24 protein-coding genes are annotated in these 25,462 nt (G+C 36.8%); 15 read left to right on the top strand and 9 right to left on the bottom strand.

Annotation, left to right across the window (positions count from 1 at the left end):
• The first annotated feature begins 373 nt into the window (after positions 1 to 373).
• Entirely contained in the window at positions 374 to 895 is a 522-nt protein-coding gene (locus ACP3VS_RS22225; protein ID WP_012292513.1) for a DUF2179 domain-containing protein, read from the top strand.
• A gap of 22 nt (positions 896 to 917) precedes the next feature.
• On the opposite strand, the gene ACP3VS_RS22220 is transcribed toward ACP3VS_RS22225, so the two are convergent.
• Positions 918 to 2,234, bottom strand: coding sequence for a DUF2252 family protein (locus ACP3VS_RS22220; RefSeq protein ID WP_426390022.1), 1,317 nt, complete (start codon positions 2,232 to 2,234; stop codon positions 918 to 920).
• Between the two features lie 171 nt (positions 2,235 to 2,405).
• On the opposite strand from ACP3VS_RS22220, the gene ACP3VS_RS22215 reads away from it, so the two are divergent.
• Positions 2,406 to 2,978 carry a YitT family protein gene (locus ACP3VS_RS22215; RefSeq protein ID WP_012292515.1) on the top strand — a complete coding sequence of 191 codons (573 nt, stop codon included), beginning with the start codon at positions 2,406 to 2,408 and terminating at the stop codon, positions 2,976 to 2,978.
• 57 nt (positions 2,979 to 3,035) lie between these two features.
• Here ACP3VS_RS22215 and ACP3VS_RS22210 read toward each other — a convergent pair whose 3' ends face one another.
• The 4 genes from ACP3VS_RS22210 to ACP3VS_RS22195 all read right to left on the bottom strand — a co-directional run bounded on the left by ACP3VS_RS22210 (position 3,036) and on the right by ACP3VS_RS22195 (position 6,936).
• Positions 3,036 to 3,932: a DMT family transporter gene (locus ACP3VS_RS22210; protein ID WP_031418289.1), complete on the bottom strand. Its 897-nt coding sequence runs from the start codon at positions 3,930 to 3,932 to the stop codon at positions 3,036 to 3,038.
• Between the two features lie 105 nt (positions 3,933 to 4,037).
• The gene (locus ACP3VS_RS22205) at positions 4,038 to 5,198 is read right to left on the bottom strand and encodes a PucR family transcriptional regulator (protein ID WP_031418291.1); all 1,161 of its coding nucleotides are present in this window, start codon (positions 5,196 to 5,198) and stop codon (positions 4,038 to 4,040) included.
• 144 nt (positions 5,199 to 5,342) lie between these two features.
• Positions 5,343 to 6,761 (bottom strand): amidase, encoded by a 1,419-nt coding sequence (locus ACP3VS_RS22200; protein ID WP_031418293.1) that lies wholly within the window; start codon positions 6,759 to 6,761, stop codon positions 5,343 to 5,345.
• Positions 6,751 to 6,936 carry a hypothetical protein gene (locus ACP3VS_RS22195; protein ID WP_031418294.1) on the bottom strand — a complete coding sequence of 62 codons (186 nt, stop codon included), beginning with the start codon at positions 6,934 to 6,936 and terminating at the stop codon, positions 6,751 to 6,753. The genes ACP3VS_RS22200 and ACP3VS_RS22195 overlap by 11 nt, the downstream gene beginning before the upstream one ends.
• A gap of 327 nt (positions 6,937 to 7,263) precedes the next feature.
• Here ACP3VS_RS22195 and ACP3VS_RS22190 point away from each other — a divergent pair, with 327 nt between their 5' ends.
• From ACP3VS_RS22190 to ACP3VS_RS22180, 3 genes are all read left to right on the top strand, one after another.
• On the top strand, positions 7,264 to 8,145 hold the full coding sequence (locus ACP3VS_RS22190; RefSeq protein ID WP_325882063.1) for an EAL domain-containing protein: 882 nt from the start codon (positions 7,264 to 7,266) through the stop codon (positions 8,143 to 8,145).
• Complete coding sequence (locus ACP3VS_RS22185) at positions 8,123 to 9,073, top strand: GGDEF domain-containing protein (protein ID WP_036160631.1); 951 nt, start codon at positions 8,123 to 8,125, stop codon at positions 9,071 to 9,073. The genes ACP3VS_RS22190 and ACP3VS_RS22185 overlap by 23 nt, the downstream gene beginning before the upstream one ends.
• Positions 9,074 to 9,364: 291 nt before the next feature.
• Entirely contained in the window at positions 9,365 to 10,759 is a 1,395-nt protein-coding gene (locus ACP3VS_RS22180) for an L-cystine transporter (protein ID WP_031418298.1), read from the top strand.
• 45 nt (positions 10,760 to 10,804) lie between these two features.
• On the opposite strand, the gene ACP3VS_RS22175 is transcribed toward ACP3VS_RS22180, so the two are convergent.
• From ACP3VS_RS22175 to ACP3VS_RS22165, 3 genes are all read right to left on the bottom strand, one after another.
• Positions 10,805 to 11,119 (bottom strand): hypothetical protein, encoded by a 315-nt coding sequence (locus ACP3VS_RS22175; protein ID WP_012292521.1) that lies wholly within the window; start codon positions 11,117 to 11,119, stop codon positions 10,805 to 10,807.
• A 101-nt stretch (positions 11,120 to 11,220) separates the two neighbouring features.
• Complete coding sequence (locus ACP3VS_RS22170) at positions 11,221 to 11,760, bottom strand: DUF1273 domain-containing protein (protein WP_031418299.1); 540 nt, start codon at positions 11,758 to 11,760, stop codon at positions 11,221 to 11,223.
• Between the two features lie 226 nt (positions 11,761 to 11,986).
• Positions 11,987 to 13,126: a DUF418 domain-containing protein gene (locus ACP3VS_RS22165; protein WP_012292523.1), complete on the bottom strand. Its 1,140-nt coding sequence runs from the start codon at positions 13,124 to 13,126 to the stop codon at positions 11,987 to 11,989.
• Between the two features lie 103 nt (positions 13,127 to 13,229).
• On the opposite strand from ACP3VS_RS22165, the gene ACP3VS_RS22160 reads away from it, so the two are divergent.
• Positions 13,230 to 13,931 (top strand): response regulator transcription factor, encoded by a 702-nt coding sequence (locus ACP3VS_RS22160; RefSeq protein ID WP_012292524.1) that lies wholly within the window; start codon positions 13,230 to 13,232, stop codon positions 13,929 to 13,931.
• Positions 13,928 to 15,571: a sensor histidine kinase gene (locus tag ACP3VS_RS22155; protein ID WP_426390017.1), complete on the top strand. Its 1,644-nt coding sequence runs from the start codon at positions 13,928 to 13,930 to the stop codon at positions 15,569 to 15,571. Before ACP3VS_RS22160 ends, ACP3VS_RS22155 begins: the two co-directional genes overlap by 4 nt.
• Before the next feature lie 32 nt (positions 15,572 to 15,603).
• Here the strand turns inward: ACP3VS_RS22155 and ACP3VS_RS22150 are convergent, their stop codons facing one another.
• Positions 15,604 to 16,521 carry a TetR/AcrR family transcriptional regulator gene (locus ACP3VS_RS22150; RefSeq protein ID WP_012292526.1) on the bottom strand — a complete coding sequence of 306 codons (918 nt, stop codon included), beginning with the start codon at positions 16,519 to 16,521 and terminating at the stop codon, positions 15,604 to 15,606.
• A 157-nt stretch (positions 16,522 to 16,678) separates the two neighbouring features.
• On the opposite strand from ACP3VS_RS22150, the gene ACP3VS_RS22145 reads away from it, so the two are divergent.
• The 8 genes from ACP3VS_RS22145 (at position 16,679) to ACP3VS_RS22110 (ending at position 25,370) form a co-directional block, all read left to right on the top strand.
• Positions 16,679 to 18,193 (top strand): DHA2 family efflux MFS transporter permease subunit, encoded by a 1,515-nt coding sequence (locus tag ACP3VS_RS22145; RefSeq protein WP_012292527.1) that lies wholly within the window; start codon positions 16,679 to 16,681, stop codon positions 18,191 to 18,193.
• Positions 18,194 to 18,339: 146 nt separating this feature from the next.
• Complete coding sequence (locus ACP3VS_RS22140) at positions 18,340 to 19,368, top strand: serine hydrolase domain-containing protein (protein ID WP_308741230.1); 1,029 nt, start codon at positions 18,340 to 18,342, stop codon at positions 19,366 to 19,368.
• Positions 19,365 to 20,678, top strand: a complete 1,314-nt coding sequence (locus ACP3VS_RS22135; RefSeq protein ID WP_012292529.1) for an ABC transporter substrate-binding protein — start codon at positions 19,365 to 19,367, stop codon at positions 20,676 to 20,678. The genes ACP3VS_RS22140 and ACP3VS_RS22135 overlap by 4 nt, the downstream gene beginning before the upstream one ends.
• A 56-nt stretch (positions 20,679 to 20,734) precedes the next feature.
• On the top strand, positions 20,735 to 21,679 hold the full coding sequence (locus tag ACP3VS_RS22130) for a carbohydrate ABC transporter permease (protein WP_051563172.1): 945 nt from the start codon (positions 20,735 to 20,737) through the stop codon (positions 21,677 to 21,679).
• Between the two features lie 11 nt (positions 21,680 to 21,690).
• Positions 21,691 to 22,518, top strand: a complete 828-nt coding sequence (locus ACP3VS_RS22125; protein WP_031418309.1) for a carbohydrate ABC transporter permease — start codon at positions 21,691 to 21,693, stop codon at positions 22,516 to 22,518.
• Positions 22,505 to 23,512, top strand: coding sequence for an N-acetylglucosamine kinase (locus ACP3VS_RS22120; RefSeq protein ID WP_031418310.1), 1,008 nt, complete (start codon positions 22,505 to 22,507; stop codon positions 23,510 to 23,512). The genes ACP3VS_RS22125 and ACP3VS_RS22120 overlap by 14 nt, the downstream gene beginning before the upstream one ends.
• Positions 23,513 to 23,517: 5 nt before the next feature.
• A complete protein-coding gene (gene murQ, locus ACP3VS_RS22115) occupies positions 23,518 to 24,423 on the top strand; it encodes an N-acetylmuramic acid 6-phosphate etherase (protein ID WP_031418311.1) in 906 nt (301 codons plus the stop codon).
• 71 nt (positions 24,424 to 24,494) lie between these two features.
• Positions 24,495 to 25,370 (top strand): MurR/RpiR family transcriptional regulator, encoded by an 876-nt coding sequence (locus ACP3VS_RS22110; protein ID WP_031418312.1) that lies wholly within the window; start codon positions 24,495 to 24,497, stop codon positions 25,368 to 25,370.
• Positions 25,371 to 25,462: the final 92 nt, after the last annotated feature.

The following is a 25,462-nucleotide window of genomic DNA, read 5'->3' as shown; positions in this document are numbered from 1 at the left end:
TTGAAGATATTATGCTACTAAAAAAGTGAAGAGAGTAGAATAATATAATGAACATTACCGATTTTTTATTCAATGGTTAGAGCACCCTGGATACTAAATAGGGTTCTTCCTTTTCAAAGAAATTTGTCATCTTTTTCTATTTTAAATAGAAGAGGTAACATGGCTTTTACTAAACTATATTTTGAACTTGAAAGTGACCAAAGCTAATGTCGTTTGAGTAATACAACAGCTTTTTTACTATATATTTATTTTAGCCGTTGATGTTTAGAATTGAATGGCGAGGGAATTTATAAATAAGGTATTTTTAATAGAATGTAACACTCTATTTCAACATACACTTATATATAACTACTCTTAGAAAGGTCTAGTATAAATGCAAAGTATCGTTTTGATTTTAATACTTCAATTAGTATATGTACCCTTTTTAACGTTACGTACAATATTTTTGGTGAAAAACATTACTTTCCTTGCTGCCATATTCGGTATGCTAGAGATGCTCGTGTATGTATTTGGCCTTTCGCTTGTTTTTAGTGGGAAACAAAGTATGTTAGCTATGGTCGTTTATGCAGTTGGTTTTGGTTTAGGTATTTTTTTAGGAGCCAAAATTGAACGAAAGCTGGCGATTGGTTATGTTTATACAACAATCAATACTCAAAATAAGAATGAAGAGCTTGTAAGGTTTCTCCGTAATGAGGGATTTGCTGTGACGATTTATGTTGGAGAGGGGCGAGATAGTAATCGCTATAAATATGAAATTTTAACAAAGAGAAATCGAGAGACGGAACTCTTTCAAATAGTAGAGCAATTTGAACCTAATGCATTTATAATTTCGTATGAGCCGAAGTCATTTAAAGGTGGTTTTTTACTAGCTCGTATGAAGGCTAAGCAAAAATAATTTTTAAAAGTAAAGACCTTAGCTATTGGCTAAGGTCCTTTTGATATTGCTGTTTAAATTGAGTATCAACCCAGTTTTTAAATAGGTCAAAATCGGAGGAGACTGTGTCTTTGTAGTTCATAGCCTGTAAAATTACTTGATCAACAAATACATGACGATCTTTCCCAATCGTTTTTAAAATCTCATCCTCACTATGATAGGTAAAAACATGGGAATAATCGATATCCGCTCGTGCATGTATTTTAGCGGCTATTTGTCCCATGATTGAAGTTGTTGCATAGTAATCCTCAACATTTTTATAGTTTTTAGGCTTTACTTTCTTTTTATAGGGAGAACGTTCTCGAATGTAAAATTCCTGCTCATTCATAGTGATATAGTCTAAATGAGGGTCCTCTAAATGGTGCATGGCTTTTTGTGTCCCCACTACTCGAGCTCCTTGATGCTCATAATGCTTCCAAAATTCTTGGTTGTAAGGAAGGAAATAGGCAGGGATCGCTGTACGTACCTCTTTCATTTCTAATACTAATTCGCCTACTCCCGATGCACCTTTTTTATTTTCTACTAAAATATAGTATCGTTTTAAGCCGATGGAAGCAGTACCTGAGCCATACTTGCAAGCAATATCTTTAATCTTGTAAGCAGGTAGTGCGCTCGTAATGGCATTATATTCATCGGCAGTAACGGGCTGAATTTCATCATTGCTAATAAATAGTCGTTGCCCGTCTTCATTGACATAGGATATATCCTGTAAAAATTGGGAGCTTTGACGTTTCTCTAGCTTTTTCAACAATTTCTTGGCGGGTCCCTTTGTGTTTTCTTTCGTAAATACGAGCGTTAGAGGATCATCCTGTTTACGCTGAAAACGTTTTAACTGATCCATATAGCTGTTGAGCAGGTGTTGAATAGCCGTTTCCTGAGCAGTCCTATGTACGCCTTGTTCCTCTAAATAGAGTGCGATACTAACACTCATCCGAATAATGTCATACAAATAAGAGCCAACATAACCTTCATCAAAATCATTGACATCAAAGACAATCGTACCATCTTCATTTTGAAAGGCACCGAAGTTATCCATGTGCATGTCTCCTTGAATCCAAGTTGGTTTGAGAGTAGGTGTATGGAAAATGGAAGAAATTTTTGTCATGTCAAAATAAAAGAGATAAGCACTTCCTCGGAAAAAGCGAAATGGACTTTCAAGCATTTTCTGATACTTCTCCAAACGCTGTGCTTCAGTTAACTTCATTCGTTGAGCATCAAACTCCTCAAAGATAGTATTTAATAGCTCCTTTCTTAAAAAAGCTCTTGTATGTTTCACCTGTTCCAATAATGCATGCTCCATCTAAAAACCCCCTTTAGGTTACATGTATATACGAAAAATAAATGAATAGGTTTCGAAGAAATTTATCAAAAGTACTCGATAAAAATGGCTAAGGATCTAGGGTTATTTCGTAACATGTTCAATCACCTATTTTCATACTATAAGACATGCTCAGTTACGGAGGGGGGTCATATGTATTTTTTGATAAAAAGCCTTGTCATTATAGTAGGGAGTATTTCTTTGTCGTTAGGAATTAACTTATTCTTAACACCCTATGAAATATTAGATGGGGGAGTAGTAGGTTTAGCGCTGATTTTACATTATTTATATAAGCTAAAGATTGGTTTAATGATTATTATCATTAGTATCCCTATTTTTATTATTGCATGGTTTAAATATAGAGCTTACTTTTACAATAGTATTCATGGCTTAATTACCTCTTCATTGACTATAGACTTGTTAAAGCCAGTCAGAAATCTCATTCATATAGATGCTCTTTACAGTGCTATACTTGGGGGGATTCTGGTAGGCTTCGGAATCGGCTTAATGCTTCGTTTTCAGACAAGCACTGGAGGGACAGACCTCATTGCACAATTTATTAGTGATAAAACAAGTATTAATGTAGGGATATTAATATTTTTTATTGATTCTATCGTTATTGTTGTGGGCGGCTTCCTGTTATCCTCCACTACTTTTTTATTGTCTATTATTACGGTTCTAGTAGTAGGCATAACGACGAGCATCATTACGAGTCGTGCTTCATAACATTCGTTTACTCCTGAGCGTGTTGCATAAAAAAATAGCTCCAGTAAGAGACTGAAACTATTTGGGTGTCTGATTATCGAGTGTTTTCATCAGCTTCTTTTTAGGGTGTGCTGGTTTGATTTCTGCAATGAGTATGGCGAGTAAAATAAGAACAGCTCCTACAACCATACGGCTCGTTAAAATTTCGTGCAGGAAGATAACCGATAAGATCATGCCGAAAAAAGATTCCGTTGATAGTATAATAGCAGCCTTTGTAGCAGTAGTATATTGATTGGCCACATTTTGAAAGAGGTAAGCTATCGTTGTTGAAAAAATACCTAAGTAAATAATCGAATAGATGGCTTCTTTTTCTAGTGATGTAGGGATTTCTCCTTGGCTAATGACCACAAGAATACCTATAAAGGAAGCGGTAAGAAATTGAATGATAGTGAGTGCAATGGCATCTTCCTTTTGAACAAAAAGATTTGTATAAAATATATCAAAGGCAAAAGCAACGGCACAAGCTAACGAAAGGGCATCCCCCATATTCATCGTCAATGAACCTTGTAACGATAAAAAGCCAATTCCAACAATGGCCATAAAGGACCCAATGATTTCATACCCATCAATTCGACGCTTATAAACCGCATAGGCGATTAATGGGACAATAACGACATTAACAGCGGTTAAAAAGGCATTTTTTGATGGTGTGGTATATTGAAGTCCAACCGTTTGAAGAGCAAATGCTATATACAATATCGTACCTAATAAAGCACCTTTCCATATGACAGATCTAGACGCTTTTTTTAATCGGGAACCGAATAAAACAGTTAATATAATTGAAGCTAATAAAAATCTACCAGCCATAACTTGATAAGCGGTTAAATATTCTAAGGCAATGGCTGTTATAACAAACCCACTGCCCCAAACAATGGCTGTAACGAGTAGCATACCATCAGCTATGTAAGTTTTCATGAAATTCTTCCTCCTAACTTCCATTAGGATAGCATAAGAGAGAAGATATTAATTTGATTTTATTTCTAAATATTCAGGCGTTTTTTTGTACTTATTCCAAAGCGATTATTCATCACTCAATTTGCTATGTAATAAGTACAATTTAACGGCTGCAGCTAAACGCTCATAAAATACATAGTCATTCTCTACAGGTACTACTAGCTGACGGATTTTAGCCATACGATAGCGGATAGTATTGGGATGACAATAATGGGCAACAGCTACCTCTTTAATGTTTCCTTTTTTTGTAATGTAGGTTTTGGCTGTTTCTAATAAATCAGGATCTGCCTTATCATCGAGTAAAGGCGCTAAAAAGGAAGATACATAGTCCATCGCAAATGTAGGATCTTTACGATACAGCTCTATTAATAAACGATCTGATGCAAGGGACTTATAGTGGCAGCTTGATACCTTTTCAATTTCGGCAAAAACACTAGCAAAATAGGCTTCTTGTAAAGCAATTGAGATTCCTGTTTGTGTGTCGTACCAATTGCTATAACCAAAGGTGAATGCTTCAGCAGGGATAGTATTTAATGTTAGCCATTCATGTATAAACCTCTCAACCTGAAACTGCTGAGATGGGTGGGTAATAATCATAAAAAGACTTTGCTTATAGGAGCAAATTAAACCCGTTTTTAGTAAAGGCTCCATTGATAAAAAGTTTTGCCTCCAATCACTTCGAGATAAACCCTCTCCTCGAAGATTAGCTACAAATACATACTTGTCAAAGGGTCTCTCGATTTGCTGAAAAATCGACTTCAGCTCCTCCGGTGCAAGATCCTCCTCCATTAATCTTCGTACAATTGTTTCTAAAAAAAACGAGTAATCCTGTGTTTTAGCATAAGCCATCGTTTCTAAAATGATTTTTTCAAAAAACTCATCTCCACCAAATCTAAGGATTGGGAAATTTTGTTCTTCCGCATAAGTTATAACCTCTTCAGGCAAATCTTTATAAATAACAGGCTTATAGGCTAAGGCACTTGCTCCTAGCTCAATTAAGCTTTTGACGGCATTTAATAAATACTCCGGCTTTTGCTTGGCAAATAATAGACTGCTTAACACAACACTGTTAGGGGTGAATATGGTATCTCGCACATGATGTATATCTGGGGAGAATTCAAAGTCTAGTATTTCTACGTTGTGAACTGCTTTATGCAAACCGCTGTGACCAGCTACAACGATAAAATCTTTAGTAATGGGTAATTGTAAAAAATTCTCTACATTCATGAATGGATCATTGCCTTTCTTGTAGTAAGCTACTATCTTCTATTATAAAAGTACGCCACAATAAAAAACCATTAGTTTGATAAGATTATACATACAATAAAAAAATCTGCTCATCGTGAGCAGATTTTAAACATTATTGATAGATTAAATAGTAGCGAAAATATTAGGCTTTCTATTTTTTAATGGGTTCGTCTGTTCAATAGCATACCCAACATTTAAAATTCGTCCTTCTTTAAAGGCAGGACCAATAATTTGTAGACCTATTGGTAAATTTCCTTTAAAGCCGCAAGGAACTGAAAGGGCAGGTAAGCCTGTTAAGTTACTTGGTCCTGTAAAACGAATGATATTATCAATCAAATCTACTTTTTTGCCATTTAGCTCAGCGAAATCATCACCAATGGTATTTGCCACTACAGGTAGAGTAGGGGTAATAAGCACATCTACTTGATTAAAAATTTCGTTAAACTCCTGCTTAATTTGACGACGTACCTGCTGTGCCTGTAAATAATCAACGGCAGAAGGTAGTTCCCCTAGCTCAAATAATAACCGGATATCGTCTCCGAAATCTTGAGGTCTCTTTTGTAAATCAGAATGGTGTATAGCTGCTGCCTCAGAAAGGGATGTTACAAGTTCTGCCCATTCTGCATATTGTAAGGATGGAATTCGCACTACTTCCACTTTAGCACCTTGATCTACTAAACTTTGAATGCTCGCTCGAACAGCCTTTTCTATGTCAGCATCTACGTCTTTAAAGAAGTATTCTTCATTAATCCCGATGACTAAATCCTTACTATTACCTGAAAGTTGCTGCACGTAATTGTCAGTAGGTACATCTATGCAAGTAGGGTCTCGATGATCAAAACCAGAGATGACTTCCAGCAAGCCGGCTGCATCCTTTACCGTCTTTGTCATGGGGCCGATATGGTCTAAGCTCCAAGCGAGTGGGTAACAGCCATATTTACTTACACGACCATGCGTAGGCTTTAAGCCAACGATACCACAGGCAGAAGAAGGGATTCGAATCGAGCCTGCTGTATCTGTTCCTAGTGAGGCGACACTTGCACCTGCTGCAACAGCGGCACCGGAGCCACCACTAGAGCCACCAGGAATTTTATCCAAATCCCAGGGGTTGCGAACGGGCCCGTAATGAGGGTTATTATTAGTAATTCCCCAAGCATATTCATGCATGCTTAATTTTCCAGTGAAAATAACACCAGCATCACGAAGTTTCTCTACTACTGTTGCATCATAATTAGAAACGAAGTCCTTATGAATTTTGGAGGACATCGTTGTAATTTTATCTTTAAAATATAAGTTATCCTTTAAGGCCATCGGAATTCCGTGATACATTCCTTTATATTGCCCTTGGAGAATCTCTTGTTCTATTTTATTTGCTTGAGACAATGCTTCCTCTCGATAAAAGGCCATATAGGCATTAATCTTAGGCTGACTTTCCTCAGCAAAATCTAGAATAGCTTTCGTAAGTTCCACAGGAGATAAGGCCTTCGATTGTAGTAAAGGTGCCAGTTCTTCAACAGATTTTAAATGTAAATCAGTTGTCAATGTGATCACCTCCAGGAATATTGCGTACAGCGATATCCGCGTCATCAATCGCAATACCTTCTAGGTGGCTACGAAGGGACTGCATACCTTCCCAGCGTGTTTTTAATAGTTCAAGGTGTTCAGGTTTCGGTGTAATTCCTTTGTTCTCCAATAATTGTTGAATAGACAAGCTCATTAACAAGATCCTCCCTTGAATAGTTTTATTATCTAAATAGGTTTCCCCATAAAGACCAATATCGTCAATCACAAATAATTATAATAGGTAATATAAACCTATTATTACAATCATACACTAACGATAGTTTATATCAAATAAACAATTTGTAATAGAGTGAATATTGTGAAATAAGAACCATTTAATAGATGTGAACAAAATCTTACTACTCGGAAAAAGGTATCCTGAATTCTAGTGCTAGAGCCTGCTCTTTTTACATGCGATTAACAGTCTATTTACAATGGAAGCGTACAATGAACCATAATAACCAATTGAAGAGGTGCAAGCATGGAGTCAGCTGTGGAACAAACTAGAAAAACGAATAATGTTTTTTCTTTATTAAAATATTTATATGGGCAACATCAACAAAATACGTTATATATCAAACGTTTAAAAGCATTGAAGCAAATTATTCAACAAGGTTCTTTACATACATACTTTCAGCCTATTGTAGATTTACAGACAGCGCAAACAATTGGATTTGAAGCTTTAAATCGTCCAATACCCTCTGAATTGTTTACGAGTGTAGACCAGTTTTATGAATTTGTAGGACAAACAGATTGTGTATTTTTATTTGAGTGTTTTTGTAGAAATCTTTCTTTACAACGTTTCAAGGAACGTATGCACCATGATTTGGTAGATAAAAACCTTTTAGTATTTCTGAATATACACCCGAATGTATTATTAGATAAAAAATATCATAGTGGGGAAACGCTACAATTATTAAAGGAACTCGGCATTAAGCCACAACAAGTAGTTTTTGAGTTAACGGAGCGTAGTGCTGTTATAGATTTTGTTGAGTTTGAACGTGTATTATCACATTATAGATCGCAGGGCTATCGTATTGCGGTAGATGATGTTGGCTCGGGTTACAATAGCTTAAAAACACTTATTTATTTAAAGCCAGAATTTATTAAACTAGATCGTTCATTAATTCAATGTATTGATCAGATTAGTGAGCAGCAGCAGCTTGTTACATTGCTAATGAAGTATGCCGAGCAGGCTAAAACTAAAATTATTGCTGAGGGAATAGAAAGACAGGAAGAGCTTGAGTATCTACATCGTATCGGTATTCACTATGCGCAAGGGTATGCGATAGGAAAGCCCGCAAAGGAAATGCATTTGGGGAAAATAAGGGTGGGTGACCATGAAGATTGGGGAAGTCATTGAAAAGGTTCCATGTATTGATGAATTTGTGAAAAATAAAGAAGTAGATGTGCTTTTTACGAGTAACCCATCATTACGGAGTGTGGTTGTAGTTCGTGATAAAAAACCTATTGGGCAGATTACACGTACGCATTTCTATCAAAAAATAGGCACTCAATATGGCTATCATTTATTTATGGGACGGCAAAATCAATTAATTATTAAAAAGAATCCTTTAATTGTAGATCGGAATATACCGATTACTGAGGTTAGTACTCAAGCGATGTCTAGACCCCCAGAGGATTTATATGATGATGTAATTGTCACTAAAAATGACCTATATGATGGAATGGTTAGTATAAGGGAGCTTCTGTTAAAGCTCGTTGACACTCAGGTGGCCATTGCTAGCTTTTTGAATCCACTAAGTAGTTTACCGGGTAATAAATTAATCAATGAAAAGCTTGAGGAAGCCTTAAAACTTTCACAATATAGTTTAATATATTTCGATTTAGATCATTTTAAATCCTATAATGACACCTATGGCTTTAATAGAGGCGATAAAATCCTACTATATTTAACAGATATTCTTAAGAGACATATATGTGAGGTAGACGATTTTTTAGGGCATATTGGTGGCGATGACTTTGTAGCGATTTTGCCCCATTATGAGGCAGCCTCGATTTGCCAGAAAATTATTGATGAGTTTGATGCAAATATTTCGAGTTTTTATGAATTAGAGGATCTCGAATATGTGCAGGTAGCCAATAGAATTGGAAAACTGGAGCCATTAACATGTACTACCTTATCCGTTGCGGTTATTACGAATGAATTTCAATATTTTGACTCCGTAGAACAATTATCTAATACAGTGACGCGCGTGAAAAAACAGTGTAAAAAAATTACTGGAAGCTGTTATTTGATTAATAAACAAGAAACCTACTTCGTTCATTAAACGATGTAGGTTTTTGTTAATGTTTAGAGGGGTATTTAGTATTAATTTTGTAATCACAGGGATTGAACCCATTAAAGTGATAATGTTGTCACCAATTGAAGCATGGGAGACTAAAATATTTTAAAGAAGTTTCACTAAAATAATGGTTTTACGTTTCGAGGGCATAATAAATCATGACAAATCGTTTTTATTGTATGAAATTATTAATCTTAATAAAACATACTTGAATTATAGGGATTATAGGTATATAATTCGATTACATTATTATAAAACACCTTAGGAGGCATTCCATTGTCGAATTTACAAATCATTCTTAACGTCGCAGTTTTGCTTGTGTTCGTTGGAATTTTATATGTCATGAATAAAAAACACGTGAAGTTTTCGAATCGTGTTTTTGCAGGTCTAGGTTTAGGGATTTTACTTGGTCTTGGACTTCATTTTATTTACGGTATTGATTCTGAAGTTTTAGCCAAAACAACATCTTGGTACAATATTATAGGTACTGGGTATGTTAAATTGTTACAAATGGTAGCCATGCCATTAGTATTTATATCAATTCTCATTGCCTTTACAAAAATGAAAATTGGCAAAAATTTTGGGAAAATGGCTGCTCTTATTTTAGCTATTTTAATTGGTACGACAGCTGTCTCGGCAGCAGTAGGTATTCTTTCTGCAACAGTATTTGATTTAGATGCAACACACATTTTACAAGGTGAAGCGGAGACAGCACGTGGCCAATACCTAGAGGAAAAAACGACTGGTTTAGCAGCACCAGATTTACCAACACAAATTGTTGAGTTATTCCCAGCCAATCCATTCCTTGATTTAACAGGAGCTCGTTCAACTTCAACAATTGCTGTCGTAATTTTCTCAGCATTCCTTGGCTTTGCTTATTTACGTGTAGCACGTAAAGATGAAGGGACAGCAGCAACAATTAAAAAAGGGCTAGATGCTATTTATGCCCTTGTTATGGGTGTTGTAACAATTATTTTACGTTTAACACCGTACGGAATTTTAGCTATTATGGCTCGTACTGTGGCAACATCTGATTTCGGTGCCATCTATAATTTAGGTAAGTTTGTAATTGCCTCTTATGCAGCTTTAATAATTGTATTCTTAGTACACTTATTAATCTTGACATTAAGCGGATTAAATCCAATTACGTATATGAAAAAGTCTGCGGAAACATTACTATTCGCCTTTACCTCACGTTCAAGTGCTGGTACTTTACCGATGAATATTAAAACGCAAACAGGTCGTCTAGGGGTATCTGAGGGTATCGCCAACTTCTCAGGTTCATTTGGTTTATCAATTGGTCAAAATGGCTGTGCTGGTGTATATCCTGCCATGCTAGCGATTATGATCGCACCTACAGTAGGCATTAATCCTCTTGATCCTGTGTTCATTATTACAGTTATTGCAGTAGTAGCAGTTAGCTCATTTGGTGTAGCAGGTGTTGGTGGTGGTGCAACCTTTGCAGCAATCCTTGTATTATCAGCCCTTGATTTACCGGTTGCCCTTGCAGGTGTATTAATCTCAGTTGAGCCTTTAATTGATATGGGACGTACAGCTTTAAATGTAAGTGGTTCAATGACAGCTGGTGTTACAACAGCACGTATTACGAAAGAATTGGATACAGAAATGTATAATAATAAAGAGTTAGGCGCGCAAGTATCCGACCTATAACATCGAATAACCCCCTTTAAAGGTGAAACTTTAAAGGGGGTTATTTTATATGATTTTTACATAAAAATCTTTACCATTAATTATATCAATAATCTCAATATTAAAGTGTTTTTTATAATACTCAAAAATATTGTAGGCTAAACCGGAGTGTCCATTTAAATATGTTCCTTTTTTAATCTCTTTACGTGGGTTATGAAAATCAAAATATAAGCGGGAATCCCTACTCATGGTACTTAAAATGGCTAGAAATTCTTGTTCTTCAATATGAATGCCACGTGTATAGCTACACTCTCTGCGATACGTATCATGAGCAATATTTATAGGAGAAGCTTCAAAAATTACTTCGATTTGTTTCTTCAAATGATGACAGCTCCTTTCGAATGGTGGTAAAAAAGCTGGCTACAGACAACCTATTTCATAATACTAGTATATAATTGTCGGAAAATTATATCAATTATTTTCTACCAATCTTGTTGCTGTATTTCCTCCGCTATCATCTGTAAATCATAGGCATTGATTGTTAAAAGTGAATAGTCATGTGACTCCATAAATTTTTCTGCCAGACGTTTGATATATTTTGGAGAGCCTTCATTCTCTTCATCATAAATTAATAATAGTCCATCTGTATTTTGAATTATAAATTTATCCTTCTCAATAAATTGCCAAGGAGCTTCGTACGGTTTTTTTGTAATGCTTGTAACGAAATCTGCTCGGGCAATTATGGTTTGGTATTTTTCCTTTTTAGGGTCCTGCCAATTTTTCTCTTGTTCTAAAAAGGGTGTGATAACTGCATATTTTAAATGAGGAAATTCTTTTTTTAGCGTCCATACAACTTCAGCACTCCAAGATTCTACACCTTGTTGGCCGCTTATAATAACCCATTCGAGCCCTTCATCAAGTAGAAGACGTAGACGGTTTTCCAATGCCTTTTTAATGATGCCAATCCCAGGATGTTTATCATTAAAAATACCAAGTTCATGTGGTTTATAGCCTGTAATCATGATACGCGTTAACAAGAAAATGCCCCCTAGCTGTATAGTTGTAGTAATAGTATACAGTAGGGGGCAAGGAAAACGAATGTGATATTATCGATTAAAATGCAATAGTGTTAAAATTACTGCTACAGCCGCACAAATACCTAAAAACCACCACGAGTCTGTAAAGTCTTCTTTAGAGTCACTATTCATATGAAATAATTCCTTTCTTCTATAGTAGTTTGTAGGTGTCTTACTTCACCTGACCAGTCCATGACCAATTCGTCCATACACGTAAGACTGTTTCAAATGGGCCGCGTTTAAATTTCTTTAAATAGGCAAGGCTGAAGACACATTGTAGACTGTAAACAACGATACCGAATAAGATACCACCAAAGATACCTAGCTTGCCGTATAATCCGAGACCATAACCGTAAAAAACAGTTGTACAAATAATAGTTTGTAGTAAATAATTGGTTAAAGATAATTTGCCTACGCTCTCAAATGCAGGGGCGAGAAGCTGCACAGGGCGTGTTTTATAGAGTAAAGCTGCAAGGCTGACATAGCCGAGTGCTAATAGCTGAGATCCACCCATTAGTAAGATAGAAGAAAAATTACTTTCTATAAAACTTATACTTTTACATGCGAGACCTATAGGAACTAGGAGTGCACCTAGCTTATACCACTTTACTTCCTCGTCCATTTTCACAAAGGCTTGCTTTTTAGCGAGTGCCATACCGAAGAGGAATAAGGGAGCATAAAACATGGGTGCAAAAATTAATATAATAAAGATGAAGGAAGGGTCCTCCATTCCAGGTACTTCTGCATTTGCTCGGAAATCAAAAATTTCTAAGTAGCTTCCATTAGCATAGACATCATTTGCTTGTTCAATGTAAGTATCTAATTCCTTTTGTTCCTTCTTAGTTGCCTCCATAGAACCGTATGTTAAAGCCGTCGTCAGGACAAACAGAATACCTGCCCATATAAATAAAGTTTTAGGTTTACGATTAATAAAGGGAATTAAAAATAAAGTCATACAGCCATAGGAAAAAAGAATATCGCCTTCCCATAATAAAATGGAATGTAGTAAACCGAGGGCAATTAAACCAGTAGCCCGACGTAAAACTGACCAGCGGCTTTTATTTTTTTTTCTTCGAATGGATTCAATTAATTTAATGAGCGAGAAGCCGAATAAAATAGTGAAGATGGGCATAAAGGAGCCTTCAATTACAATCTTTACAAAATATAAAGCTCCGTTATCTAAGGTAGAAAGATTTTTTAATTCATCTTTGCCATACATTCCAAACTGGAATATCAGCAAATTCGCCATTAAGATGCCAAATAAACTAAACCCACGCATTGTATCAATGAAAGTAACACGATTAGTTGTCATTGCGTTTTATCTCCTTAATTGGTTATCTTATACATAGAATAGTTGAGGAAGCTTATGGTGAAATAATGACTACCTTAAAGTAATCTTAAAAGTAGGTGAGGATATGCAGAAAGCATCCATATTAGTATTAGAGGATGAACGAGCGATTGCTGAAATGATTGATATCATTTTAAGAAAAGAAGGCATGACAAGCATTACATTATGTAACACGATAGAAGCAGCAAAATCCGAGATTTATGCTAAAACATTTGATTTTTACCTTTTAGATATTATGTTGCCGGATGGTAGTGGGTTAGAAGTGGCGAATCTTATTCGGGAAAAAAGCGATGCTCCTATTTTTTATTTAACAGCTAAAAGCAGTGACGCCGATAAACTTCGTGGTTTTATGAATGGTGCAGATGATTATATTACAAAACCATTTAATCCACTCGAGCTTGTTGCAAGGGTAAAGGTACAGTTAGCGCGTTATATGAAAAAAAAGCAAGTCACAGAAAATCATCTTTTTACATGTAGCCGTTTTACATTCGATATTGATGCAGCAGAAATCACTGTAGATGGGGTAAGGGAAATCATTAGTGGCCGTTTGTTTCATTTATTGAAATATTTATGTGATAATGCGGGGCAAGTATTATCTAAGGAACAAATTTACGAGCGTGTATGGGGAGATTGTTTGTTTGATGATAATACAGTAATGGTACATATACGAAAACTGCGAGAAAAAATTGAAAAGAATCCTGGTAAACCTACCTGCATTATAACGGTCAGAGGTATTGGCTATAAGCTTGTTGGGGATGTTTCCTCATGAAGCCAGCAGGGAAACTAACGCTTCGTTTTGTATCGTATTTCATTATATTTTATTTATTAATTATTTCGGGCTTTATTATGAGCTTGGTGTTTTTTGCGATCTTTATTAATGATCGTGTAGGAGACAATATTCATGTCATGAGCTCCTTTGAAATTGAGGACGATGCCGTCATAGAAAAGGGAGATTCCGTTAAAATTGCCGATTATTTAGTAGAGCGTGCTGAGGAAAATGCAGGTCAACTTTACTTATTTGATCAGTCGATGACCATTGTAGATTATACAGGGGAAAGCTGTGAACTATGTGGAAGGCCTGATAGTGAAATTTTTGCATTAAAGCAGCCAGGTATGCACACATGGGAACTTCCAAAATATTATTTGTTATTTCTACCTATTTCTCCTGTTCGGCCATTATTTGACGAGGCTCTTGATAATTGGTTAGCTACAGGGACGATTTCAGATGTCACAATTCAGCGTTTAAAAGAACATAAAGCTAGTGTTGAAATTTATGATACGGAATGGAACCGGACGGACATTGTAGGAAAACGTTATGAAGAGCTAAAGAAGCCCCAACTGGTTGAGGAGAAATATGACATATTCGAGCATGAGGAACTTAAGCAAAGTACAACCTTAGCGGATGAGTCCACATTTGTTGTCCGTATGCCTAACCCATCCTATAAACCATTTGAAGAGCCCTTCAATAAGGCGATGATATTGTTTGTTTCCGTTTTCTTTGGTGGGCATATTATTTTATTGCTGGGCGTTATTTTTTTATCTATTAGTATTTCACGACAATTTGTACGTCCACTTGTTTATGTCATATCGCGAATTGAGCGACTTACCCAATTCGATTACAGTGATATTAGTGATAAGAACATCCATCATAAGAAAAGTGGGAAATTGAAACGGAAATTTAAATTATTTCAGCCTGTAGAGGAGTCCTTAAACCATTTATCTGAGCGACTTGATTCAAATGAAAGGCAAATTAAGCAATCAGAGCAGTTACGTGAGGAGTGGATTACAGGTTTATCGCATGATTTAAAGACGCCTTTAAGCTCTATTTATGGCTATTCCACAATGCTTGCCTCGGAGGATTATGAGTGGACAAAGGATGAGATGCGTATTTTTGCACAAACTATGCAGGAAAAGGCAACATATATGGATGCCCTCATACAAGATTTAACGTATACGTATCAGTTAAAAAATAAGGCCATACAGCTTGATAAGGTATTACTGCCATTGACAACATGGTTAACACAATTTGCTGATGAACAGGTAAGTGTAAGGGTTTATGGTGATGTGATGCTGCAGGCAGATGAACTTTTGCTCAAGCGGATTATGGATAATTTAATAACCAATGCGAAAAAATATACACCTGTAGGCACGAAGGTAATGGTGGAGGCGCAACATACTGGTAAAGAAGTGATGCTAACAATTGCTGATCAAGGTCCTGGCATTCCTCAGGAAGAGCTCGATAACCTATTCGAACGTTATTACCGTGGAACTAACACGACAGATGATACAACAGGAACAGGTTTAGGACTAGCCATTACAAAACAGCTTATTGACCTCCACAATGGCACCATAAGTGTACGTTCAGATCGTGACGGTACAGTATTTATTTTAAGATTTCAATGTCATTAAAAAAGAGGTATCAAATTTTGATACCTCTTTTATTATTGTCTATTTTTGTTGCAGCGCTCAGCCGGACGCTCAATTTTTACATAGCGCCATAGACTATTGGCGATATCGCGGGCTTCTGCGACATGTTCTGTTCCAACGAATGCTTTACGGAAAGGTGTAAGAAGTGACTCGATGATAAAAAGCTTTGGATTTTCGCGTTGAAGCTCCTCTAATAAAAATTCTGCATACTCCAAGCCTTCCACTGTTTCATTATTCGTTAATCCTTTGGCAAAACCACGTAATTGTTCGATGACCATATCTTTTGTAACGGTTTTATAATTGACTACATTTTGAATAGTATTGATCATTTCAACGCTAACGATAATTTCCTTCGATTCAAGCATAGTAGGTATAATAACGCTAATATTGCGCAATGCTACACGTACAATGGCTTCTCGATTGATATATTTATCATAATCAGCTATAAAAACTGCGCGCAATGTGAGGTTAATCATTCCAAGCGTTTGCACAGCACATTCATAGCTTATTGGGCTAATTTCTTCACCGAAGACTTGAACAAGACGATTAGCTAACCATTCTAATTCCTGTAGATGGTAGTTAATAATAATTTTTTTTAGTTCTTTATCTCTCGAATGAAAGATTGATTCAAAAATTTGAATTAAGTTATGTTCGCGATTGACGTACATGAGAACAGCAACTTGCTGTGTTAACACTTCTAAATCTGTAGGATCCTTTCCGTAAATAAGTTCATGTCTACGATTACTTGCTTCCTCACGTCCTTCATCTAAAATGGCGATTAAGCATTCGTTCTTCGAAGAGAAATGATTGTAAAATGTCCCTTTTGAAATTTTAGCATCATGGATGATGTCGTTAATCGATGTATCTAGAAATCCTTTTTCAATAAAAAGTGCACGCGCAGCTGTGATAATTTGTCTTTTTCTTTTGTTCATGACCTCACCTTTTTAAAAATATTATACTCTTATTCTACACCAAAAACGCTGATATATCAACGTTTATAAAAAATATAAACTTATTTGTTGAAAAAAGTAGACTACGAGTATAAAATAAGTTTTATCGAAAAACACACGAAAGAATTGAGGGATATAAATGAATAGTGAGCAGACAATGAAGAAGCCCCCTTATGGCATGATTGCTATATTATTTGTGGGTGCTTTTGTTGCTTTTCTTAATAACACATTGTTGAATGTGGCATTACCAACAATTATGAAAGATTTTGGGATCACATATTCAAAAGTACAATGGCTCGCAACAGGCTATATGCTAGTAAGTGGTATTTTAGTTCCTGCTTCAGCATTTTTTGTGACACGCTTTAAAAATAGACATTTATTTATTACAGCGATGTCTATCTTTACTATTGGTACAATTATGGCAGGCTTCGCTCCCAGCTTTGGCATGCTGTTAGCAGGTCGTATGGTGCAAGCAGCTGGAGCATCCAGTATGTCACCACTGTTAATGAATGTTATGCTAACTAGCTTCCCTAAAGAGAAGCGTGGGGCAGCAATGGGGATCTTCGGTTTAGTCATGATTATGGCACCAGCAATTGGACCGACATTATCAGGTTATATTGTGGAGCATCATGATTGGCGTATGCTTTTCCAAATGATTATTCCATTTGCGATTATTAGTTTATTATTTGGTGTTTGGAAATTAAGAAACGTGATGGAGACACGTGAAGTTCACTTAGATTTCCTATCAGTACTTTTATCAACAGTTGCATTCGGGGGTATTTTATACGGCTTCAGTACAGCAGGGGATAAAGGCTGGTCAAGCCCTTGGGTATATGGCACAATTTCAATTGGCTTTATCGCCTTAATTATTTTCATCATTAAACAATTAAAAATGGATCAACCATTATTGGAATTACGTATTTATAAATATCCAATGTTTGCATTAGGGTCTGTTATCTCTGTTATTGTTTCCATGGCAATGTTCTCAGGGATGATTTTAACACCGGCTTACGTACAATCTATTCGCGGTATTGAACCTTTTGAAGCTGGCTTAATGATGCTTCCAGGAGCGCTTGTAATGGGGATTATGTCACCAATTACTGGTAAGCTTTTCGATAAGTTTGGTCCACGTATATTGGCCATTATCGGATTAACGATTACTACAATCGCAACATTCGGTTTAACAAAATTAGAAATTGATTCAAGCTATACATTTATTGTATCGATGTATACAATTCGTATGTTCGGTATGTCGATGGTAATGATGCCTATTATGACAAACGGCTTAAACCAATTACCACAAATTATGAATCCACATGGTACAGCTATTAACAACACATTACAGCAAGTATCAGGAGCCATTGGTAGTGCGATTTTAGTTACATTCATGAATAATCGTACAAAAGCTAAAGCCGAAGAATTAATTGTCGAGGCGAAAGCAAATGCAGCACAAGCAGGTGCAGCACCTACACCAGAGCAAATGCAACAAATGCAAGATCAAATTATGCAAACTGCTTTATTAGATGGTATTACACACTCATTCTTAATTGCGGCTGGTATAACAGTGATTGCAGTCGTGCTTGCATTCTTCTTAAAACGCGTAAAGGTTGAAAGTGCAGCAGCTTCGATGGATTTGAAAAAAACAACTAAATAATGAAGAAACTCTCTATCAAGTATGCAATGACTTGGCGGGGAGTTTTTTTATATGAAAAAAAATTTTAAGATTGGTGTAATTTTTTATCATTTTATTTTATATGATAATAATAATTTACAGAAAATTTAGATAGTTAAAGCTGCGGGGTGTTCTATTTGGTAGATGCCTATATAAATGATTTAGTGCGAAAAAAGGAAATTCCAGGTGCAGTATTGATTGTTCAACAGCATCATAAAAGAATTTTGTCACGTAGTTATGGGGCTTTTACAGCTGAAGATGGCAGTAAACAATCCATTTTGAGCCATACAATTTTCGACTTAGCGTCATTAACAAAAGTAGTGGCAACGCTACCAGCTACTTTATTGCTCTTGAGTCGACAACAAATGACTGTGGACGATAAGGTTCAAACATATTTACCCAATTTTAAGTATGCCAATATGACAATTCAACATTTATTACAGCATAATTCAGGGCTACCAGCAGACTTAATGCCAGTGGTGCAAAGGCATCATCAACGCGACATAATGACAGAGATATTTTCCAGTAAAGTGGTGTTTCAGCCAGGTGAGCAAGTACTCTACAGTGATCTAGGTATGATTTTATTAGGGAAAGTGATTGAAAAAATATCGGGGGGGTCACTTAGTCAATTCGTTGAACAGGAGATATTGAAGCCTTGGGGGATGAATCGTACTCACTTTCAATTACAGAAGCATCAACGGGGACTAACGGCATCCACAGAGATGGTGGATGGAAAATTTGTTCAAGGAATTGTTCATGATGAAAAATCTCTGCTGTTGGAAGGTGTAGCTGGTAGTGCCGGTTTATTTTCATGTGCGGAAGATTTAGCGAAGTATGCAGAGATTTGGTTAGGACTTACACAACAACAAGTTCTTCCTTATGAGTGGCTAGAACTTGCCTATACGAAGACATTCAGAAATAGGGGACTTGGTTTTGAAGTATGGGATGGAGATTGCTTATCATCTTGTTTTGCTAGGAGGTGGAATAAGGGGTCGTTTGGTCATACAGGCTTTACAGGCACAAGTATTTGGATGGACCCTGTTGAAAAGGCCTTTGTTATTTTCCTGACGAATGCAGTTCATTATGGAAGGAATACAAATATGAGAAGTATTCGGGAAAAGCTTCATACGTTGATTTATGAAAAATTTTTTATATGAAGGGTGGATTAGTTGATATGAAACAAAAGAGTAAATGGTTATGGCTGTTTCTATTATTATTCGTTGTAGCTTTAGTGGGGTGTACCTCAAAAGAGAAAACAACGGTTTCAACAACACCTGATAAGGAAGAAGGGGAGGAAATAGAAGAGATTTCTCTCACGATAGGAAGTTGGCGTACTGAAGATGTGGCGAAATATGAAAAAGTTATCGAATTATTTAATGAACAACATCCCGAAATACAGATTTCCTTTAATCCGACTAAAAATACAGAGTATAACACTGTTCTCAATACAGCACTACAGGCTGGAGAAGGCCCAGACATTTTCCACTTACGACCTTATGCAGCTGGATTAAAGCTTGCTGAAGCCGGATATGTCGAGAAAATAAATGGCTTAAATGGTTTACCTTCTTTTCCTGAAGAGGCACTACTAGCATCCCGTGATGAAGATGGAAATCAATATGGGGTACCAATTAATTTGAGCTCAACGCAATTTTTCTATAATAAAAAAATCTTCAAGGATCATAACCTCGAAATACCTACTACTTGGGAGGGGTTCATAGCATTAAATGATCAATTACTTGAAAAGGGTATTACACCAATAGCAATGGGCACGAAGGAAGGCTGGTTATTGTCATTACTGCATGGGATTGTAGGGCCGGCGATTTACGAAGGCAATGATTTCTACCAAGCAGTGCTTGCGGGAGAAAAAGATTTTACTGATGCTCAGTTTATAGAATCAATTCAAGTAATGAATGACTTAAAGAAGTATTTTCCTGCTAATTCAGAGGGGTTAGGAATGGATGATATTCGTACTTTGTTTGCATTAGAGGAGGCGGCTATGTTCCCGTTAGGTAGCTGGGAAATTCCTGTTGTATTAGAAATGAATCCTGATTTAGATTTAGGGTATTTTCCTATTCCCTCTAAAGGGGGTCAGAAAACAGTGACGACTTGGGTAGATGGCTCATTTGCTATTAATGCAAATTCGAAAAATAAAGAGGCTGCAAAGGTATTTTTAGAGTTTTTAACTACAAAGGAATTCGGTGAATTGTTTGTGAAGGAATTTTCCATGATCAGTGCCATACCTGGTATTACCTCTGACAATGCCCTATTAAATGAGATTAGTAAATCCACTGCAAATGAATCGACACCATACATGTGGGTGACTAATTTTACAGGAGGGGACCCAACAACAAAAAGTTTACTTGAAAGTGAACTACAAGGTATGTATTTAGGTCAAGTAACACCTAAAGAGGTCGCTGCCAAAGTACAAGAAAACGCTAAAACTTGGTACACGCCATTTCAAAAATAAATAATGTTCCTACAAGGAATCTTCCTTTCTCAGAATTTTAAAGGGGGCTGCTCATCATGAGGGAGTCTACAGCTTCACCGTTATCAAAAAGAAAATCATGGGCAAGGTGGTCTATCCACCTTTTCCCTATTCCTGCAATTATAATTTATGGAATGTTTGTGCTTTATCCAATTCTAGCAGCTTTATCCTATAGTTTTTTTGAATGGAAAGGAATGTCACGTGGGGATTTTGTTGGATTACGAAACTTCGTGAAGCTTTTCACGACAGAACCTTATGGCTCCATGTTTTGGAATGCATTCAAACATAATGGTATCTATTTTGTTGTGCAAATGGTTGTTATGAATGGGTTAGCTTTCTTTTTAGCGTTTATTATCTACCAAAAAATTAAAGGAGCTGAGTTTTTCAAGGCAGCCTTTTTTCTCCCGCGAGTGTTATCGGTAATTGTTGTAGGTTTTTTATGGAAGCTTATTTTAAACCCTAATTTTGGAACTTTAAATGTCCTTTTAGATAAATTAGGTTTAGAGACGTTGCAAAAGGCTTGGCTCGGTGATCCTGGAACAGCTTTAATTGCCATTATTTTAGTCAATTGTTGGTTTGGGCTAGGCTTTGGCGTTTTAATTTTTTTAGCTGGATTCCAAGGCATTCCCAATGAGTTGATTGAGGCTGCGAGACTAGACGGTGCAAAGGGCTTTACTTTATTACGTATGATTTATTTGCCCTTAATGGTGCCATCGATAATGATCATGGGCATTTTAACATTTATTCAATCCTTTGAGGCATTTGAACTTGTTTATGCCATGCAAGGCTCTATGGGGGAGCCCTATTATTCTACGGATACATTGGCCGTGTTTTTCTATCGCTTAGCCTTTGGTAGTTCATCTGCTTCCGGTGCTACAGCAATTGGTATAGGGTCTGCCCTAGCGACAGTGCTTTTTCTATTTATATTAATTTGTACAACGCTATTTTTACGCTTGGCCAATAAAAAAGACGTCCAAATGTAAGGGGGAGGTATATGAAGCAAGGAGCCATTTGGGTTCGACCATTCTATTATCTTGTTTTGTTTACAGTAGCGACAATTAGCTTATATCCTATTTTGTTAATGATTTTGTCCTCCTTTAAGAAAAGTGTGGACATTTACAAGGATCCATTGGGATTTCCATCTAGCTTTAGCCTTGATACTTACCGCACATTATTGTCTAAAATTCCCTTTACCACATATTTTATGAATAGCCTATTTGTCAGTATTGTATCTGTTGTACTGATTGTTGTTGTGTGTTCATTGGCATCCTTTTATATAGCTCGCTTTAAATTTTCGTGGAACCATGCCTTATTCTTTATATTCTTATTAGGCATGATGATCCCAATAAAATTGGGAATCGTCCCTCTTTTTATTTTAATGCGTGATTTAGGACTAATTAATTCTTTATGGTCTTTGATTTTAATGAATACAGCGACAGGTATACCTTTATCCATGCTCATACTAACAGGCTTTTTTAAAACGATACCTTCTGAATTGGAGGAGGCTGCCCGTATGGATGGTGCTGGGAACCTAAGGGTCCTTTGGTATGTTGTATTGCCATTAATGCGACCTGCACTAGGAACAGTCGTTATTATCAATTTTATTGCAGCATGGAATGACTTTTTCTTTCCGCTTATTTTTATTACAGAAAAGATGAAACGGACAATCCCTGTCGGAATGATGTCGTTATTTGGAGAGCATTCAGCTGACTGGGGCTCACTTTTTGCTGGACTGACATTAGCATCATTACCAATGATTCTATTATTCTTTATTGCTTCAAAGCAATTTATGGAGGGGCTGACGGCAGGTGCCATTAAATAAGTCATATATTATTGGTGTCGATGGCGGTGGAACGAAAACTCGTGCTGTAATTGGGACAAAAGATGGAAGTGTTCTCGCCGTTATGGATGGAGACGGCACGAATATAAAGTCTACTCCATCCTATGAGGTAAGACAACATATTCAACAGTTACTAGAATGTTTAGTGCAAAGGGTAGGTGCTACAAAAAGTGATATTTCAACGGTTTTCTTATGCGTAGCAGGAGGGGATCGTCAAGAGGATTTAATACGCTGGAAGGAGTGGATAGCTCATATTTTCCCCTTCCCGTTCTGTAAGGTTACTGTTACAAATGATGCAGTAGCGGCACTTACTAGTGGGACGTTTACGCAGGAGGGATTAGTAGTTATAGCCGGAACAGGCTCAATTGTTTATGTTGTTCAAGAAAATTTCATTAGTCGCATTGGAGGATGGGGGTATCTATTGGGTGATGAGGGGAGTGGCTACTATATTGGACAAGAAGCATTACGTACCATTACTCGTCAATATGACGCTTGTGGTTTGTATGAGGATGCCTTTTCTAAAGCTGTTTTAGAGCGTCTAGCACTAACAGATCCTACTGAAATTATTACGCTAATTTATGAGCATTCGCAGCCACGCATATGTATATCCTCTATTGCTAGGACGGTATTACTTTTAGCTACCCAAAATAATGAGACAGCGAAGAGGATTGCTGACCATGCAGTTACCCATTTAGTTCAACTTCTCCAAATGATGTTTAGAAAAGAACCACACGTAAAAAAATTTCCAATTGTTACATGTGGAGGCTTATTTGAAAACCATTACTTTGTTCAATGCTTTCAAGCAAAATTGCAACAAGCTACCATTTATAATCAAATCATTCAGCCTGAAGTACCACCTGCTATTGGTGCTTTTATAAACGGGCTCTTTAGTGAAGGAATTCCAATGACAGGGGCTCTACAACAAACAGTAAAGGGAACTTGGATGAGCGTTAAAAATTCGAATGGAGGGATTTGATTTCGATGGAGCGAATGACAAAACTGACGACTGAGGATTATCATCCAGACACAGCTAATTTAGATTTAATGTCCATTGCTGAAATTATAAGGCTCATGCATGAAGAGGATAAAAAAATTCCGCAGGCTATAGACAAGGTATTACCTGAAATAGAACAAGCTATTATGGCTGTTGTACATGCTTTAAAAAATGAGGGTAGATTGTTTTATGTAGGGGCAGGGACGAGTGGGAGAATCGGGCTGCTAGATGCCGTTGAATGTCCACCAACATTTAGTACTTCTCCTAAGCTAGTGCAAGCCATTTTAGCAGGTGGCTCAGAGGCCGTAATGATTGCCATAGAAGGGGCAGAAGATGATTTATCTTTAGGACGACAAGAGTTAGAGAAACAACGGCTAACTAATTTAGATATAGTTATTGGTATTGCGGCAAGTGGTAGAACACCTTTTGTCAAAGGAGCTTTAAATTATGCCCAGCATATAGGGGCAAAAACGATTAGCTTGGTCAGTAACGCTCGTTCCACCATTAGCGAAAATGTAGATATAGCCATTGAGGTTATTACTGGTCCAGAAATTCTGACTGGCTCCACTAGACTAAAGGCTGCAACAGCCCATAAACAAATTCTGAATATGATTACAACCTCCACCATGGTCAAACTAGGTAAAGTCTATAAAAATTTAATGGTGGATGTTCATGCTAGTAATTTTAAATTGCGTGAACGTGCCAAACAAATTGTTTGTGAAGTGACAGGAGTATCCTATATTCAAGCTGAGCAAGTTTTAGAGCAAACCAACTATCAAGTAAAACTGGCTATTGTCATGTTACTAACAAATACAGGGTTAGAAGAAGCAACCGCATTACTCGCCCAATCCGAAGGGCATGTGCGTAGAGCAGTAGAATTACGGAAGTTTTGAAGTAAGAGGTGAATGGAACTGCTCCATTCACTTTTTCATGAAGGCTACATACTAGAGGTGGGGATGGATGTATGGAAAAAATTAATGCCGGTTTAATTATGCTTTCAGAAATGCGAGAGAAGCTACCTCCTTCTGAAAAAAAGGTGGCAAGCTTTATTTTAGAACATCCCACACAGGCGATTAAAATGACCGCTGTAGAGTTGGGAGAGGCAAGCCAGACAAGCAGTGCTGCCGTTGTAAGATTATGTAAATCTTTGCATGTCAGCGGTGTTCAAGAATTAAAATTACGTATTGCTGGTGATTTACAGCGTAAGAACACCGTCGACAGAGATATTGAAGCAAATGAGCCGTTACAATCAATTGTAGAGAAGGTGACCTTGCAGAATAGTGAGATTCTGACACAAACGGCTAATTTAATTGATGAAGCTGAATTAGAGCGAGCTGTATCAGCTTTAGCAAAAGCAAGAAGAATTATTTTTTTTGGCGTAGGTGCTTCTGGAATTACGGCAATGGATGCAGATCAAAAATTTTTAAGAATTAATAGGCATAGTAAAGCATTCATGGATTTACATCTAGGAGCTACATCGGTTGTTAATGCACAGGAGGGGGATGTGGTAGTCGGGATATCCTTCTCTGGAGAAACACATGAAGTGGCCAAAATTCTTGAAATAGCAGGCGAAACTCCTGCTACTACAATAAGCCTAACACGTTACGGTAATTCATTAGTATCTAGTTTAGCTGACATTTGTTTATATGTATCACCGAATGTAGAAGCGACCTTTAGAAGCGGTGCCACTTCCTCTCGTCTTGCCCAGCTTCTCGTCATTGATATTTTATTTATGGGAGTAGTGACCAGTGCGTATAATCAGACAATTGATTATTTAGATGAGACACGAACAGTTATTCAAGGTTTGCATAAAAAGGTAACTAAAAGAAAAATAAAGTAAAACGAAGACGACTCCTGAAGTGACCCCTAAAAGTTAGACACGGTTATTTTGATTTAGGCAGCTTGGATAAAATGAGTTCGGTATTGCACCGG

The organism is Lysinibacillus sp. VIII_CA (genome assembly GCF_049943995.1).
In the GTDB taxonomy this organism is placed as follows: Bacteria; Bacillota; Bacilli; order Bacillales_A; family Planococcaceae; genus Lysinibacillus; species Lysinibacillus pinottii.
The sequence above is the reverse complement of the archived record's forward strand: the minus strand, read 5'-3'. Positions and strand labels throughout refer to the sequence as shown.

What these genes read in the sequence shown, in the direction of transcription:
- ACP3VS_RS22145 (WP_012292527.1), top strand. Translation starts at nt 16,679, where the DNA reads ATGAATAGTGAGCAGACAATGAAGAAGCCCCCTTATGGCATGATTGCT.
- ACP3VS_RS22195 (WP_031418294.1), bottom strand. Translation starts at nt 6,936, where the DNA reads ATGAGCTTGTCTATTCAACAATTATTGGAGAACAAAGGAATTACACCG.
- ACP3VS_RS22210 (WP_031418289.1), bottom strand. Translation starts at nt 3,932, where the DNA reads ATGAAAACTTACATAGCTGATGGTATGCTACTCGTTACAGCCATTGTT.
- ACP3VS_RS22130 (WP_051563172.1), top strand. Translation starts at nt 20,735, where the DNA reads ATGAGGGAGTCTACAGCTTCACCGTTATCAAAAAGAAAATCATGGGCA.
- ACP3VS_RS22125 (WP_031418309.1), top strand. Translation starts at nt 21,691, where the DNA reads ATGAAGCAAGGAGCCATTTGGGTTCGACCATTCTATTATCTTGTTTTG.
- ACP3VS_RS22150 (WP_012292526.1), bottom strand. Translation starts at nt 16,521, where the DNA reads ATGAACAAAAGAAAAAGACAAATTATCACAGCTGCGCGTGCACTTTTT.
- ACP3VS_RS22225 (WP_012292513.1), top strand. Translation starts at nt 374, where the DNA reads ATGCAAAGTATCGTTTTGATTTTAATACTTCAATTAGTATATGTACCC.
- ACP3VS_RS22110 (WP_031418312.1), top strand. Translation starts at nt 24,495, where the DNA reads ATGGAAAAAATTAATGCCGGTTTAATTATGCTTTCAGAAATGCGAGAG.
- ACP3VS_RS22190 (WP_325882063.1), top strand. Translation starts at nt 7,264, where the DNA reads ATGGAGTCAGCTGTGGAACAAACTAGAAAAACGAATAATGTTTTTTCT.
- ACP3VS_RS22205 (WP_031418291.1), bottom strand. Translation starts at nt 5,198, where the DNA reads ATGAATGTAGAGAATTTTTTACAATTACCCATTACTAAAGATTTTATC.
- ACP3VS_RS22170 (WP_031418299.1), bottom strand. Translation starts at nt 11,760, where the DNA reads ATGATTACAGGCTATAAACCACATGAACTTGGTATTTTTAATGATAAA.
- murQ (WP_031418311.1), top strand. Translation starts at nt 23,518, where the DNA reads ATGGAGCGAATGACAAAACTGACGACTGAGGATTATCATCCAGACACA.
- ACP3VS_RS22160 (WP_012292524.1), top strand. Translation starts at nt 13,230, where the DNA reads ATGCAGAAAGCATCCATATTAGTATTAGAGGATGAACGAGCGATTGCT.
- ACP3VS_RS22185 (WP_036160631.1), top strand. Translation starts at nt 8,123, where the DNA reads ATGAAGATTGGGGAAGTCATTGAAAAGGTTCCATGTATTGATGAATTT.
- ACP3VS_RS22165 (WP_012292523.1), bottom strand. Translation starts at nt 13,126, where the DNA reads ATGACAACTAATCGTGTTACTTTCATTGATACAATGCGTGGGTTTAGT.
- ACP3VS_RS22155 (WP_426390017.1), top strand. Translation starts at nt 13,928, where the DNA reads ATGAAGCCAGCAGGGAAACTAACGCTTCGTTTTGTATCGTATTTCATT.
- ACP3VS_RS22220 (WP_426390022.1), bottom strand. Translation starts at nt 2,234, where the DNA reads ATGGAGCATGCATTATTGGAACAGGTGAAACATACAAGAGCTTTTTTA.
- ACP3VS_RS22215 (WP_012292515.1), top strand. Translation starts at nt 2,406, where the DNA reads ATGTATTTTTTGATAAAAAGCCTTGTCATTATAGTAGGGAGTATTTCT.
- ACP3VS_RS22135 (WP_012292529.1), top strand. Translation starts at nt 19,365, where the DNA reads ATGAAGGGTGGATTAGTTGATATGAAACAAAAGAGTAAATGGTTATGG.